This is a genomic window from Agrobacterium rubi TR3 = NBRC 13261, from assembly GCF_000739935.1.
In the GTDB taxonomy this organism is placed as follows: Bacteria; Pseudomonadota; Alphaproteobacteria; order Rhizobiales; family Rhizobiaceae; genus Agrobacterium; species Agrobacterium rubi.
On sequence record NZ_BBJU01000033.1, the window covers coordinates 26,637 to 41,309 of the forward strand.

The 14,673-nt window shown below is 58.0% G+C and carries 12 protein-coding genes; 8 read left to right on the forward strand and 4 right to left on the reverse strand.

Features of this window, described 5'->3' with window-relative positions:
- Nucleotides 1-43 precede the first annotated feature (43 nt).
- Nucleotides 44-1,390 (reverse strand): formimidoylglutamate deiminase, encoded by a 1,347-nt coding sequence (locus RRU01S_RS23390; RefSeq protein WP_045232642.1) that lies wholly within the window; start codon nucleotides 1,388-1,390, stop codon nucleotides 44-46.
- 118 nt (nucleotides 1,391-1,508) lie between these two features.
- On the opposite strand from RRU01S_RS23390, the gene hutI reads away from it, so the two are divergent.
- The 5 genes from hutI to RRU01S_RS23415 are packed head-to-tail and all read left to right on the forward strand — an operon-like array spanning nucleotide 1,509 to nucleotide 7,347.
- A complete protein-coding gene (gene hutI / locus RRU01S_RS23395; protein ID WP_045232662.1) occupies nucleotides 1,509-2,768 on the forward strand; it encodes an imidazolonepropionase in 1,260 nt (419 codons plus the stop codon).
- Nucleotides 2,765-4,300, forward strand: a complete 1,536-nt coding sequence (gene hutH, locus RRU01S_RS23400) for a histidine ammonia-lyase (protein WP_045232643.1) — start codon at nucleotides 2,765-2,767, stop codon at nucleotides 4,298-4,300. Before hutI ends, hutH begins: the two co-directional genes overlap by 4 nt.
- Entirely contained in the window at nucleotides 4,301-5,119 is an 819-nt protein-coding gene (gene hutG, locus RRU01S_RS23405) for an N-formylglutamate deformylase (protein WP_045232644.1), read from the forward strand.
- Nucleotides 5,116-6,789: a urocanate hydratase gene (gene hutU, locus RRU01S_RS23410; RefSeq protein ID WP_045232645.1), complete on the forward strand. Its 1,674-nt coding sequence runs from the start codon at nucleotides 5,116-5,118 to the stop codon at nucleotides 6,787-6,789. Before hutG ends, hutU begins: the two co-directional genes overlap by 4 nt.
- Before the next feature lie 6 nt (nucleotides 6,790-6,795).
- Nucleotides 6,796-7,347: a HutD/Ves family protein gene (locus tag RRU01S_RS23415; protein WP_045232646.1), complete on the forward strand. Its 552-nt coding sequence runs from the start codon at nucleotides 6,796-6,798 to the stop codon at nucleotides 7,345-7,347.
- A 116-nt stretch (nucleotides 7,348-7,463) separates the two neighbouring features.
- Here the strand turns inward: RRU01S_RS23415 and serA are convergent, their stop codons facing one another.
- A complete protein-coding gene (gene serA, locus RRU01S_RS23420) occupies nucleotides 7,464-8,702 on the reverse strand; it encodes a phosphoglycerate dehydrogenase (RefSeq protein ID WP_045232647.1) in 1,239 nt (412 codons plus the stop codon).
- A 239-nt stretch (nucleotides 8,703-8,941) separates the two neighbouring features.
- Between serA and RRU01S_RS23425 the strand changes: the two genes are divergently transcribed.
- Entirely contained in the window at nucleotides 8,942-9,229 is a 288-nt protein-coding gene (locus tag RRU01S_RS23425; RefSeq protein WP_234936247.1) for a hypothetical protein, read from the forward strand.
- Nucleotides 9,230-9,345: 116 nt separating this feature from the next.
- On the opposite strand, the gene RRU01S_RS23430 is transcribed toward RRU01S_RS23425, so the two are convergent.
- Nucleotides 9,346-9,657, reverse strand: coding sequence for an ArsR/SmtB family transcription factor (locus RRU01S_RS23430; RefSeq protein WP_045232664.1), 312 nt, complete (start codon nucleotides 9,655-9,657; stop codon nucleotides 9,346-9,348).
- A gap of 98 nt (nucleotides 9,658-9,755) precedes the next feature.
- On the opposite strand from RRU01S_RS23430, the gene RRU01S_RS23435 reads away from it, so the two are divergent.
- Both RRU01S_RS23435 and RRU01S_RS23440 read left to right on the forward strand, forming a co-directional pair.
- Nucleotides 9,756-10,847, forward strand: coding sequence for an NADH:flavin oxidoreductase/NADH oxidase (locus RRU01S_RS23435; RefSeq protein WP_045232648.1), 1,092 nt, complete (start codon nucleotides 9,756-9,758; stop codon nucleotides 10,845-10,847).
- Nucleotides 10,848-11,309: 462 nt separating this feature from the next.
- Nucleotides 11,310-13,238 (forward strand): methyl-accepting chemotaxis protein, encoded by a 1,929-nt coding sequence (locus RRU01S_RS23440; protein ID WP_045232649.1) that lies wholly within the window; start codon nucleotides 11,310-11,312, stop codon nucleotides 13,236-13,238.
- 308 nt (nucleotides 13,239-13,546) lie between these two features.
- On the opposite strand, the gene RRU01S_RS23445 is transcribed toward RRU01S_RS23440, so the two are convergent.
- Nucleotides 13,547-14,593 (reverse strand): substrate-binding domain-containing protein, encoded by a 1,047-nt coding sequence (locus tag RRU01S_RS23445; protein WP_045232650.1) that lies wholly within the window; start codon nucleotides 14,591-14,593, stop codon nucleotides 13,547-13,549.
- Between the last annotated feature and the right edge of the window lie 80 nt (nucleotides 14,594-14,673).

Genomic DNA, 14,673 nt, shown 5'->3' on the forward strand with positions numbered 1-14,673 from the left:
AGCCGAGATGTAACCCGGCAGACGCACAAACAAAACCGAAATATCAGCGTGACAGAAGATCGGCCATCGCCGCACGGAACCGGCTGGAAATCTCGGCGCGGCGGATGTGCTGCCCCGCTTCGACCTGTTTGCGCCCGGCCGACCAGACGGCATCGACGGTCACACCGCCGGCGAAAATCCAATGGTCGAGCAGCCGGTCTTCCGAGAGGTAGGGCACGGCACTCATGTTGAGCGCGACCATATCGGCGGCACCGCCTTGCATCAGTCCCGACTTGGACTGAAGTGCGGCATTTCCGCCGACAAGCGCCTGTTCGAACAATTTGCGGCCCGTGGACCCGCCTGAATCCGCCACCACATTGCGGGCCTTCAAGCCGAGACGTTGCGAATATTCCAGCATCCGCAGTTCTTCGGATACCGAGATCAGGATATTCGAATCCGAACCGATGCCGTAACGACCGCCCTCGGCGAGGAACGGTGGGGCTGGAAAGACGCCATCGCCCAGATTGGCTTCAGTGATGGGGCAGAGGCCCGCAACGGCACCGCTTTGCGCCATCCGTCGGGTTTCCTCGGCAGTCATATGGGTTGCGTGGATCAGACACCATCGACCATCGACCGGCGCGTGGTCGAACAGCCATTCGACAGGTCGTGCGCCCGACCAAGACACACAATCCTCGACCTCTTTCACCTGCTCGGCGACGTGAATATGAATGGGGCCACCGGCTGCCAGCGGAAGGATCTCATCGAGTTCCTGACCGGTCACCGCGCGCAGGCTGTGCGGCGCGATGCCGAGAATGCCGCCGGGCAGGTTGGCCACCACTTTTGCAGCGCCCTCCATCAGCCGCCCGTAGCTTTCGACGGAGTGGATGAAGCGCCGCTGGCCCTCGATAGGTGCCTGACCGCCAAACCCGGAATGCGCGTAGAAAACCGGCAGCAATGTCAGACCGATCCCGGTGGCCGTACTTGCCGCGCCGATCCGTTCTGCCATCTCGGCGATATTGGCGTAATGGCTGCCATCCTTGTCATTGTGTAGGTAATGGAACTCGCCGACACGGCAATATCCGGCTTCGAGCATTTCCATATAGAGCTGCGCGGCTACCGCCTCGACGTGATCGGGCGTCATGGACAGCGCAAACCGGTACATCACCGTGCGCCAGCTCCAGAAGCTGTCATCGGCTGGTCCACGGATTTCGGCAAGACCGGCCATGGCGCGCTGGAAAGCGTGGCTGTGCAGGTTCGGCACGGCAGGCACCAGCACGGACGTCCGGTCGTCATCCGGCTGTGGTTCCGCGCCAACATGGAGAGAACGGATTACGCCGTCCTCTATCTCAAGCCGCACATCCTGCGCCCAACCGGTGGTCAGCAGAGCGGATTTTGCATGGATGGCATTCATTGAGCCTCTCCCGATTGTTGCGCGTTTGAGTTGGCATTCTGGTGTTATCGATTTTTTGTCTTGCCAAGACATCCAATATGTATAGACATGTTGTCGATAAATGAAAGGCGTAAATCTGATGCCCGGAAACAATTTTTCGAAAACCAGTAACGCCGATGCGTCGCCCAGCCTATGGCTCAATGCGCGCATCGCAACCCTTGATGCCGCGAAAATAGGCCTTGGCATCATCGAAAATGGTGCAGTTCTCGTTCGTGATGGCCGGATTACCTGGGTAGGTGACGCCGATGCTGTGCCTGACGATATGGCGCAGGGCGCGACGGTGCACGACCTCGGTGGACGGTGGATGACGCCCGGCCTGATCGATTGCCACACCCATCTCGTCTATGGCGGCAATCGCGCCCGTGAATTCGAGATGCGCCTTGAGGGTGCAACCTATGAAGAGGTGGCTCGTGCCGGTGGCGGCATCGTTTCGTCCGTGAAGGCAACCAATGCACTGTCGGTGGAAGAACTGGTCACCGTGGCATTGCCCCGGCTCGATACGCTGCTTGCCGAAGGCGTGACGACCATTGAGATCAAATCCGGCTATGGCCTCAATATCGAGGCCGAACTGCGCATGCTGAAAGCGGCGCGCGCGCTCGAAACGATCCGTCCTGTTCGCATTGTGACATCCTATCTCGCGGCACATGCGGTGCCGGTCGAATACAAGGGCCGCAACACCGATTATATCGATGACATCGTACTGCCGGGATTGGTGCAAGGCCATGCGGAAGGCCTGATCGATGCGGTCGATGGTTTCTGTGAGGGGATCGCCTTCTCAACAGACGAGATCGCCCGCGTTTTCGATCAGGCCAAGGCGCTTGGCCTTCCGGTCAAACTGCACGCAGACCAGCTTTCGGATCTCGGCGGTGCCAAGCTCGCGGCCTCCTATGGCGCGCTTTCCGCAGACCATCTCGAATATCTCGATGAGGACGGCGCCCACGCCATGGCGAAGGCGGGAACGGTTGCCGTGCTGCTGCCCGGCGCCTTTTACGCGATTAATGAAACGCGCAAGCCGCCGGTGGCAGCCCTTCGGGCGGCTGGCACACACATTGCGGTTGCCACCGACAGCAACCCCGGCACGTCCCCGCTCACCTCCGTGCTGCTCACCATGAACATGTCGGCAACTCTGTTTCGGCTCACCGTGGAGGAATGTTTAGCCGGTGCGACACGCGAGGCGGCCCGCGCACTCGGCCTGTTGGAGGGAACCGGTACGATCGAGGTCGGCAAGTCGGCAGACTTCGCCGTCTGGTCAATCGAAAGCCCCGCCGAGCTTGTCTATCGCATCGGCTTCAATCCGCTGTTCACACACGTCTTCAAGGGAAAGAGAATAGATCGATGACCATCACCCTCAAGCCTGGCCAGGTTTCCCTGAAAGATCTGGAAGTGATTTACTGGAACGGCGCGCCCGCCCGGCTCGACCGTTCCTTCGACGCGGGCATCGAGAAGGCTGCTGCCCGCATTGCCGAGATCGCCGCTGGCAATGCGCCCGTCTACGGCATCAATACCGGTTTCGGCAAACTGGCGAGCATCAAGATCGATGCCGCCGATGTCGCCACGCTGCAGCGCAATCTCATCCTGTCGCATTGCTGCGGCGTCGGTCAACCGCTGGCGGACAATATCGTGCGCCTGATCATGGCACTGAAGCTGATCTCGCTGGGACGCGGCGCATCCGGCACCCGGCTCGAACTGGTCCGGCTGATTGAAGACATGCTGGACAAGGGTGTCACCCCGGTCATACCCGAAAAGGGCTCCGTCGGTGCGTCCGGCGACCTTGCGCCGCTCGCCCATATGGCTGCGGTGATGATGGGCGAAGGCGAAGCTTTTTTCGATGGCGAACGGCTGAATGGTCGCGCGGCGCTTGAGCGTGGCGGTCTGACGCCCGTCGTGCTGGCCGCCAAGGAAGGGTTGGCGCTGATCAATGGCACGCAGGTTTCCACGGCGCTGGCGCTGGCCGGACTGTTCCGCGCCCATCGCGCCGCGCAATCTGCTCTGATTACCGGGGCGCTGTCCACCGATGCCGCCATGGGTTCCTCCGCGCCGTTCCATCCTGACATCCATACGCTGCGCGGCCACAAGGGCCAGATTGATGCGGCGTCTGCCCTACGCGATCTTCTCAAGGGTTCGGTGATCCGCGACAGCCATATCGAAGGCGACGAGCGTGTGCAGGACCCATATTGCATCCGCTGCCAGCCGCAGGTCGATGGTGCTTGCCTCGATCTCTTGCGCTCGGTTGCCCGCACGCTGGAAATCGAAGCCAATGCTGTGACGGACAATCCGCTGGTGCTGTCGGACAATTCCGTCGTCTCCGGCGGCAATTTCCACGCCGAGCCCGTGGCCTTCGCTGCCGACCAGATCGCGCTTGCCATCTGCGAAATCGGTTCGATTGCACAGCGCCGCATCGCACTGCTGGTCGATCCGGCGCTAAGCTACGGTCTGCCAGCGTTCCTTGCCAAGACGCCCGGCCTCAACTCCGGCCTGATGATCGCCGAAGTCACGTCTGCGGCGCTGATGTCCGAAAACAAGCAGATGTCGCATCCGGCCTCGGTCGATTCCACGCCCACCTCGGCCAATCAGGAAGACCATGTCTCCATGGCCTGCCACGGCGCGCGTCGCTTGCTGCAGATGACTGACAATCTTTTCTCCATCATCGGCATCGAAGCGCTGACGGCGGCACAGGGCATCGACTTCCGCTCCCCACTCGTCAGCAGCCCGGAACTGACCAATGCCATCGCCACGATCCGCAAGGTCGTGCCGACATTGGAAATTGACCGCTACATGGCCGATGACTTGAAGGCGGCAACCGATCTGATCGCCACCGGCGCACTGAACGCTGTGGTTTCCGCGGGCATTCTTCCGGTTCTGGAGGCTTGAATGAGCGTCTTCGAGGTCAAACAGGGTTCTTCGCCCGTCATTCTCGGTTTTCCGCACACCGGCACCGACGTTCCACCCGCAATCTGGGAACGGCTGAACGACAACGGTCGAATGCTTGCCGATACCGACTGGCATATCCATTATCTCTATGATGGTTTGTTGCCGGAGGTGACGACGGTGCGGGCCACGTTCCATCGCTATGTCATCGATGCTAATCGCGACCCTGACGGCGCAAGCCTCTATCCCGGCCAGAACACCACCGGCCTCGTTCCGGGCACAGATTTTGACGGTCTGGCGATCTGGAAGGACGGTGAAGAGCCGACCGAGGCCGACATTGCAGCGCGGCTTGCCGGGTTTCATGCGCCCTACCACGCGGCGCTCGCCGCCGAAATCAAGCGTGTGAAGGCAATCCATGGTGTGGCGGTCCTCTATGATTGCCACTCCATTCGGTCGCATATCCCGTTTCTGTTCGAAGGCAAGTTGCCCGATTTCAACGTTGGCACCGATATGGGCAAGACCTGCGATCCGTTAATTGAAGCGGCAACATTCGATGTTGCCTCTAGGGCCGAAGGCTATGACAGCATTCTCAACGGTCGCTTCAAAGGCGGCTGGACGACACGCCATTATGGCAAGCCGGAAACCGGCGTCCACGCCATCCAGATGGAGTTGTCGCAGGCCACACATCTGAGCGCGGAGACGCCGCCTTTCGCTTACGACGACGCCAAAGCTTACAAACTTCGCACCCATCTCAAGGACATTCTCACGCGAATCGAAACAGTCGCGCTGACACTATCCAATCCAAAAAGGGGAACACAATGACCAATCCTCGTCACAATATTCGCGATGTGCGTGCTGCCCGTGGTACCGAACTGACCGCGAAATCCTGGATGACCGAAGCGCCGTTGCGCATGCTGATGAACAATCTTGATCCGGAAGTGGCCGAAAACCCTCACGAGCTGGTGGTTTATGGGGGCATTGGCCGTGCAGCTCGCACTTGGGCGGACTTTGACAAGATCGTCGAGACGCTGCGTGATCTGAACGAAGACGAAACGCTGATGGTGCAGTCGGGCAAGCCGGTCGGTGTGTTCCGCACCCACAAGGATGCGCCACGCGTTCTCATCGCCAATTCCAACCTCGTGCCGCATTGGGCAACCTGGGACCATTTCAACGAACTGGATAAGAAGGGTCTGGCCATGTACGGCCAGATGACCGCAGGTTCATGGATCTATATCGGCAGCCAGGGCATCGTGCAGGGTACCTATGAGACTTTTGTGGAGGCCGGTCGCCAGCATTATGGCGGCGATCTCACGGGCAAGTGGGTGCTGACCGGCGGTCTCGGTGGTATGGGCGGCGCCCAGCCGCTGGCCGCCGTCATGGCCGGTGCCTGTTGCCTTGCTATCGAATGCAATCCCGATTCCATCGATTTCCGCCTGCGCACCCGCTATGTCGATGCCCGTGCTGAAACGCTTGATGAAGCCATGGAGATGATCGAGCGCTGGACCGCTGCCGGAGAAGCCAAGTCCGTCGGCCTGCTCGGCAATACCGCCGACATCCTGCCGGAAATGGTCCGTCGCGGCGTTCGCCCCGATATGGTCACCGACCAGACCTCGGCCCATGATCCGATCAACGGCTATCTGCCCAAGGGCTGGACGATGGCTGAGTGGAAGGAAAAGCGCGAGAGCGATCCGAAAGCCGTCGAGAAAGCGGCCCGTGCTTCCATGCGCGAGCATGTCGAAGCGATGATCGCCTTTCAGGATATGGGTATTCCGACCTTCGATTACGGCAACAACATCCGCCAGGTCGCCAAGGATGAGGGCCTCGAAAACGCCTTTGCTTTTCCGGGTTTCGTGCCTGCCTATATCCGCCCGCTGTTTTGCCGTGGCGTCGGCCCGTTCCGCTGGGCGGCGCTGTCGGGCGATCCAGAGGACATTCGCAAGACCGACGCCAAGGTCAAGGAACTGACGCCCGGCAACAAGCACTTGCATAACTGGCTGGACATGGCTGCCGAGCGCATCGCGTTTCAGGGTCTGCCGGCGCGCATCTGCTGGGTTGGTCTGGGTGATCGCCACCGCCTTGGCCTTGCCTTCAACGAAATGGTCAGAACCGGCGAACTCTCCGCCCCTGTTGTCATCGGCCGCGACCATCTCGATTCCGGCTCGGTCGCCTCACCCAACCGCGAGACGGAAGCGATGAAGGATGGCTCGGATGCCGTCTCCGACTGGCCGTTGCTCAACGCGCTTCTGAACACCGCATCGGGTGCGACATGGGTGTCGCTTCACCATGGCGGCGGTGTCGGCATGGGCTTTTCCCAGCATTCGGGTGTCGTCATCTGCGCCGATGGAACGGACGATGCGGCCCGCCGTCTGGAGCGCGTGCTGTGGAACGACCCGGCAACCGGCGTCATGCGCCATTCCGATGCGGGCTACGACATCGCCGTGGATTGCGCCAAGGAAAAGGGCCTGCGTCTGCCCGGCATCCTGGGAAACTGAGCGACGATGAAGATTCTGCGCGCCAGTGACTACAAGCGTATGCCGTGGAAGAACGGCAAGGGAGAGACGGCGGAGATCGCCGTCTTTCCTGCCGATGCCTCCATCGACTATTTCAACTGCCGCATCAGCATGGCCTCGGTTGTCGAGGACGGTGCCTTTTCGATGTTCGAAAACGTCGATCGAACTCTGGTTGTCCTCAGCGGAGAGGGGATCACACTTTCCGTCGATGGATCAGAGGCGGTTGAACTTCGACCCGACTCCGAGCCGCATAGTTTCGCAGCAGACGCGCCGACAACGGCGACACTGTTGGGCGGCCCGATCACCGATTTCAACATCATGACGCGCCGCGGTACGTCGGATTGTCAGGTCAGACGTCAAACATCGGAGCCTGTCGCGGCATGGTGCAGGGGTGTGACACTCGTCTTCGCTCTTGATCGCTGCACAAAGGACGGGCTTCAGCTTCTGGCGCCAACGGATTGTGTGATCCTTGAGCCAAGTGAAACTTTGGTGATGGATCGCGACGAGAATGCATCCGTGATCGTTATTGTGATCGCCTGATGACCTGAAGCGGTTAGACCCTTACCAGTATTCCGTCTCACGGTGCGAGGTAGTCGGGCATCTTGCCGAGAATACCAGTGCTGTTTCATCCCCTCAGTTACATGCTGCTGAATGCGTCAGTAGAGCAATCGCGTTCTGATCGTTCCCGGCACCGCGCGCAGCACCTGAAGGATGTCGTCAGCTTCCTGGGACATGCTCTCGACTTCGATGACCACGTAACCCGTATCGCCATGCGTCTGTAGGAATTCGGCAACGATATTCAGCCCGCGTGACGAGAAGATTTCGTTCAACTTTATAAGCATGCCGGGGCGGTTTTCGTGAACATGGATGAAGCGCGTACCGTTCGGGCGCTCAGGCAACTGGACCTGTGGAAAGTTGACGGCGCCCATCGTTGAACCGATGTCTGAATACTCAACCAGTTTTCTGGCGACTTCGCCACCGATGCGCTCTTGTGCTTCTTCCGTCGAGCCGCCGATATGCGGTGTCAGAATGACATTGCTCAAGCCCTGCAACGGCGTCTCGAAACGCTCCTTGTTGGATGCCGGTTCCTTGGGAAACACATCGACCGCAGCACCTGCGAGATGGCCTTCTTTCAGGACTTTCGCGAGTGCGTCGAGATCGACCACTGTTCCGCGGGAATTGTTGATGAATATGGCACCTTTCTTCATGCGGCGCAGTTCGGTTTCGGTGATCATATTGTGCGTCGATGCTGTTTCTGGAACGTGCATCGTCACATAATCGGAGATTTCGAGAAGCTCGCCGAGCGAAGCCATTGATTCCGAATTGCCGCGACGCAGCCGGTCAGAGAGATCGAAATAGCGCACCACCATGCCCATGCTTTCGGCAAGAGCGCTCAGCTGCGAGCCGATATTGCCATAGCCGACGATCCCAAGGGTTTTTCCGCGAACTTCACGGCTGCCGACGGCGGATTTCTCCCATCCACCCTGATGGGCGGACTCTGAACGCGGGAAGATTTGTCGCGTCAGCATGATGATTTCGCCGATAACAAGTTCGGCCACTGAGCGGGTGTTGGAGTAGGGCGCGTTGAAGACGGGAATTCCGCGGTGACGTGCTGCGTCCAAATCGACCTGGTTTGTGCCGACGGAAAAACAACCAACGGCAATCAGCTTCTTGGCGGACTCGAAAATGTCTTCTGTCAGCTGCGTTCGCGAACGAATTCCGATGATGTGCGCATCGGCGATATGGGCTTTGAGATCCTTGTCATCCAGCGCTTTCGGCAGATGCACAAGGTTGGTGTAGCCGCATAACGAAAAATAATCCACGGCGCTCTGGCTGATACCTTCGAGAAGAAGCACGGAAATTTTGTCGCGCGCGAGGGAAAGCTGGAGAGGCATGGATAGACCTTCTTTGTCTGTATTTAACCGAGCGGATGTCGCTTGCTGCCGATTGCAACGACGGTTTGCGACCATCTGGCAAACAGTGCAAGCAAAATTCCAAAATTTTACCGATTCTGGCGTGACCTTGAGCGCCAGCGCAGCAACATCGTTGTCTAGCACGAGCCATCGTCATCGCCGTAGAGATACTGTCGGCAGCGCTCAGTTTCGTCTCTGGCGATTGACGCTTTCGTCAACCCATGGGCATCTTTGCGACAGGCCCCGCCCACGACGGACACGATGTAGAAGGTTTTAAAGTTGATATGAGCCGATTTTTAGAGGTCGAGATAGCCCTGCTAGGGCGCCTGCGTGCCCTCAAGGCATCACCTGATGTTTCGATCAACTTGAACGACATCGGCGTGCCTTTGAATGCCGCAGGTTTCTCGCAGAGCGAGATCATTGCTGTTCTGAATGCTCTTGAGCAAGAGAAGATCGTTGCTTACACGCCTGGAAATCGGCTGCTGATTCTCAAAGACCTGCCGGATTGAAAAGAAGGTCTTTTAAAACGTTTCCAGTCAGAGGTGCTCACCAGATTAAAGCCGTTGGCCCGTTGAAAAAGCCTAATAGGCGGATACTGTACCGTAATGCACAGCGTGCACTGCCATCAGCTCGGGTCATCTTGTGCAGAAAGGACGGCGTCCAATAATCCCGGAAATCGCTTATCGATCTCATCCCGACGCAATTCATTCAAGTGCGCTGGGCCGTCAGTACGGGTGAAAACCAGACCGCCTTCTCTCAAGACTTTAAAGTGGTGGGACATGCTGGACTTTGGTCGTCCACCGTCCAGTGCCGAGCACGTGGCCTGTCCTTCACGCGACAGCTGACGCACGACGCAAAGCCTTACGGGATCGCTGAGGGCGTAGAGCACCTGGGTGAGTGTGACGTCTTCGAGGGCGGGATGTGGAATGGTGCGCATGACCCAATCTAGCATCCTAAAATCTTATTGGAAAGTTCGATTGTAATCGAACTATCGAAGATTTATATTGATATCGCTGATTATCAATTGGAGCTTCCATGTCATCCCTATTTACCCCCTTCACACTCAAAGACGTAACCTTGCGAAATCGTATTGCGGTGTCGCCCATGTGCCAATATTCCGCCGAAGACGGCATTATCAATGATTGGCACCACGTCCATCTGGCCGGGCTGGCGCGCGGTGGAGCAGGCTTGGTGGTTGCCGAGGCAACGGCTGTATCACCAGAAGGCCGTATCACCCCCGGATGCGCCGGCATCTGGAGCGATGAGCAGATCGAGCCCTGGAAAAAGGCCGTATCCTTGATGAAGGCTGCCGGTGCCATCCCTGGTATCCAGATCGGACATGCTGGCCGCAAAGCGAGCGCCAACCGTCCATGGGAAGGCGACGACCATATGGCTGAGTCCGATCCGCGTGGCTGGGAAACATTGGCACCTTCAGCCATTGCGTTTGGCGCGAACCTTGGCAAGGTGCCAAAGGCCATGACCCTTGCCGATATCGAGCGCATCAAAGCCGATTTCGTCGCTGCTACGAAGCGGGCGCTGGCGGCTGGTTTCGAATGGCTTGAGCTGCATTTTGCTCATGGTTACCTCGGACAGAGCTTCTTTTCGACCTGGTCCAACAAGCGCACGGACAATTACGGCGGCGACTTTGACGGGCGTGCCAGGTTTCTGCTCGAAACGCTGGCCGCTGTTCGCGACGTTTGGCCCGAGCATCTGCCACTTGCCGCCCGCTTCGGGGTGACCGAATTTGACGGTTCGGACGACCTGGAAGAGGGGATCGAAATGGTTCGCCGCTTCAAGGCTGGCGGCCTCGACATCATCGATGTCAGCATTGGGTTTTCCACGCCGACCGCGAATATTCCATGGGGACCCGCTTTCATGACACCCATCGCCCAACGGGTGCGCCGCGAAGTTGGACTTCCTGCTACGACGAGCTGGTTCATCAGCGAGGCAAAGCAGGCCGATGCGCTGATCGCAGATGATGTCGTAGACATGGTATCTCTCGGTCGCCCGCTGCTTGCCAATAGCCATTGGCCATATCAAGCCGCGCTCGAACTGGGTATCGACAAACCGTCCTGGACGCTCCCAGCGCCATATGCTCACTGGCTGGAACGCTACAGAACGGCCTGATTCTGAAAGTTTTGCGCACTACATTGGCCACCGCAGCCTAAGATGTCGCGGTGGCCGAAGTGGTACGCGTTGCGTGACACCGGTCGATCTCCCTCGTCGTCGTGTTGCTTGCCACCGAGCGCTGTGGCAGCCGAAGCAATAAAAGCTCCAACCATCATTGAGATCGCACCAACGAGACCGGCAGGCTCCGGATCGGGTTTACTTCGACGCGCAGATGCCGATGAGGGTGGCAGGGCAATCGGTGCAAATCCATTCAGACGCCTGGAATCGTTGGGGTAAATTGAACCGCTTCTATCTGCTAAATGAGTTGCACAATTAATTGCCGTGCAATTTAAAATTTATTTATTATAAATGTTATCGATCTAATTTAGAAAATGTGACGATTTGAAAAAAGCCACTCGCAAAATGATTTTGCACCGTCGTTGAAATAGTGAACGCCTCCTACGTGCAAGGTCTCGACAAATGAAAATCTTCAACAATCTGAGAATTCTAACGAAAATTGCCCTATCGCTTGCGCTTCTTATCGCGATCGGGTTGGCTGTTGCCTTTATTGGCTCGACATCCCTTTCCAGACAACAGGCTTCGGCAGATATCACCGAGCACACCTACAAGGTGCTGGGCATGATGGATGACTTGACGATTGCCGTTGGCCAGCAGGAGAGCAGTGTTCGAGCCTACCTTATCGCTCCCGGTGATTCGTATCTGCAGTCACGGGCTGCGGCGGAGAAAGACTACCGGACTGCCTTGGCCGAAGTGCGCCAACTGACATCCGATAACCCACCACAGCAAAAACGTCTTGAGGAACTGGATGGGTTTTTCCAGGGCTGGCTGGACAATGTCGCCAAGCCGAGATTGGCATGGGCTTCCGACCCCGCCACGCGCGATCAGGCATTCAAGCATGCCGCTCAAGGCGGTGGCAAGCAGTACATGGACGGCGTGTCCTCCAAGGTCAATGAAATCACCCAGGTCGAAGTTGGTCTTCTGGGCATTCGCACGGAGGCTGCAAATAAGGCAGCCGCAACCGCGCAGATGCTGTCCATCATAGGAGCCGTCGGTCTGCTGCTCGTTGCCGTTATCAGTCTCGTCATTCTCAATTTCGGCCTTGTTCGCCCGCTGACGGCAATCAACTCGACGATGGCGAAGCTGGCTTCGGGCGATACGTCCCTGACCATACCCGGCTTTGGTCGCAAGGATGAAGTCGGCGAAATGGCGACGGCTCTGGAAATCTTCCGCAAGGCAGCGGTTGCCAAGATCGAACTGGAGCAGGAAGCAGAAAAGCAGCGTGGTCTGACGGAAGAAGACCGTCAGAGAAATGCGGCTGCCGACCACGCCAAGGCTGAAGCCATGGCGCAGGCTACCAAGGGTCTGGGCGAAGGACTGAAGCATCTTTCTGAAGGTGACCTGACATTTCAGCTGGTGGATTCATTCGCGCCTGAATTCGAAAAATTGAGATCCGATTTCAACGGTGCCGTGACCCAGCTGTCGCAAACCCTGCGTTCCGTTGCCGATGCCGCCAGCGCAATCGATAACGGTAGCCGTGAGGTCAGCACCAGCGCCGACGATCTGTCAAAGAGGACGGAACAGCAAGCCGCCTCTCTTGAAGAGACAGCCGCAGCCCTCGACCAGATCACCGTCAACGTTGCCAACTCCTCCAAACGCGCTGACGAAGCTCGCAAGATTGCCGTTCAGGCCAATCAAAGCGCAGCCGAGTCCGGCAGGGTTGTGGCCAATGCAGTCGATGCGATGCAGAAGATCGAACAGTCTTCGGCCCAGATATCAAATATCATCGGCGTCATCGACGAAATCGCCTTCCAGACCAACCTGCTGGCACTCAACGCCGGTGTCGAAGCCGCACGTGCCGGAGAGGCCGGCAAAGGTTTCGCCGTCGTCGCTCAGGAAGTGCGCGAACTTGCCCAACGTTCCGCACAGGCCGCCAAGGAGATCAAGGGGCTGATCCGTAATTCCTCCGTCGAGGTTGAAAGCGGCGTGAAACTCGTGAGCGAAACGGGCGAAGCGCTGAAGACGATCGAAGGCTACATCATCACTGTCAATCAGCACATGGACTCAATCGCGACGTCGGCCAAGGAGCAATCCGTTGGTCTTGCGGAGGTCAACACGGCCGTCAACCAGATGGACCAGGTGACCCAGCAGAACGCGGCAATGGTGGAAGAAACCAGTGCAGCGGGTGCCACGCTTGCCAATGAAAGCGGCAGGCTGCGTGAACTCATCTCGCAGTTCCAGCTGGTCGGTGCTTTGCGACAGACGGCGTCTGTCATGGCAGCGGGTCCACATCATCGTCCCGTTTCCTCACCAGCACATCGGATCGCGGCAAAGGTGACAAGAGCTGTTTCCGGCAACGCTGCCGTCAAAGAAAGCTGGGAAGAGTTTTAACGGTCTTGAGCCCTGAGAGATCTGTGCGCGATTATCTTAATGAGCTCACTGACTATGCCTCCCTCAATCCGAACAATGGATTGAGGGAGGCGCTGTCACGTCGCCGCCTTGGTCAGTAAACGTTCGGTCTTGCTGTGTGATCGCGGTCATACTCGTTTTGGACGAGTTTGGTCGACTAGACACCGGTCGATCATACGTTGAAGCAGATCCATCGGAGATGGTCCGACGGAACCTCGCCACATCTAAACCCGCAAACTGCTTGCAAGCATTCCGCGCACGCTGACTTAACGCACAAAGACGCAAGACGATCAAAACGCCGCAGCGGGTATCCAGCTCGCCGTGGCAACGCCGCTGGTGGAGAATGCTGGGATTTTCTTCGCCAGATCCTCGATTGTCTTCACGTCGGCATCGCGCAGCTGCTCTTGTGTGACAAGAACCGGGTCCACGACGACTCTGCCCGGCACCGGCTCACCGGCAATCTGAAGGGCGGCCGCACGGACCGAGACTGCGCCCACCACGGCTGGATTGGTTGCGGCTGTTGCCACCCACGGGCTGCCGGGCTCTACGATTTCCTGAATATCGGCGGTGGAGATATCCGCCGAGTAGATTTTGACCTTATCGGCAATGCCGAGATCGGCAACGGCCAGTTTCACGCCGCGCGCGAACTCATCGTAAGGCGCAAACACCACCGAGATATCGGGATTGGCGCGAAATATCGCCTTGGCCTGATCTGCGGTTGCCGTCGCGGTCGTATCGCTGACCGTTCCGAACCGGGCCTTTTCCACGATACCCTTGTTTTCGCCCTTCACCTTGTCCCATATCTCGTTGCGGCGATCCAGCGGGGCAAAACCGGCGACATAGGCATAACCCGCATTGAAGCTGGTGCCGTTATCCTTGAGTGCCTGCGCAAGCGCCAGTTCGGCCAATCTGTGGTCTGATTGCTCGATCTGCGGGATTTTCGGGTTGTTCATGTTCACGTCGAAAGCCACGACCTTGATGCCCTTATCAAGGGCCTGCTGCACCACATCGGTCAGCGATTCAGGCTGTCCGTGGTCCACGATGATGGCGTCCATACCCAGATTGATGGCCTGCAATATCTGTTCACGCTGCTGGGCCGCATCCTGTCGGCCCTGAAACACCCGCAGGTCCACACCAAGCACTTTTGCCTGCGCGACAGCACCAGCCTGATAGGCCTGGAAGAAATCACCGGCTGAAATATATCCAACGAGGGCGATTTTTACGCCGCCCTTATCGAATGGTGCGGGCGCACCGGCAAGCCCTTCCGCCTGCGCGGCTGTAAAAGGCAGGATTGAAGACACTAAGGCCGAAGCGAAAACGAGTGGTCTGACGGACATGGCATTTCCTTGTGACTATCGAGCAGAATTTTCTGGTCAAATATCATCATGAAATCGATGAAATGCATGGACTACTTCGT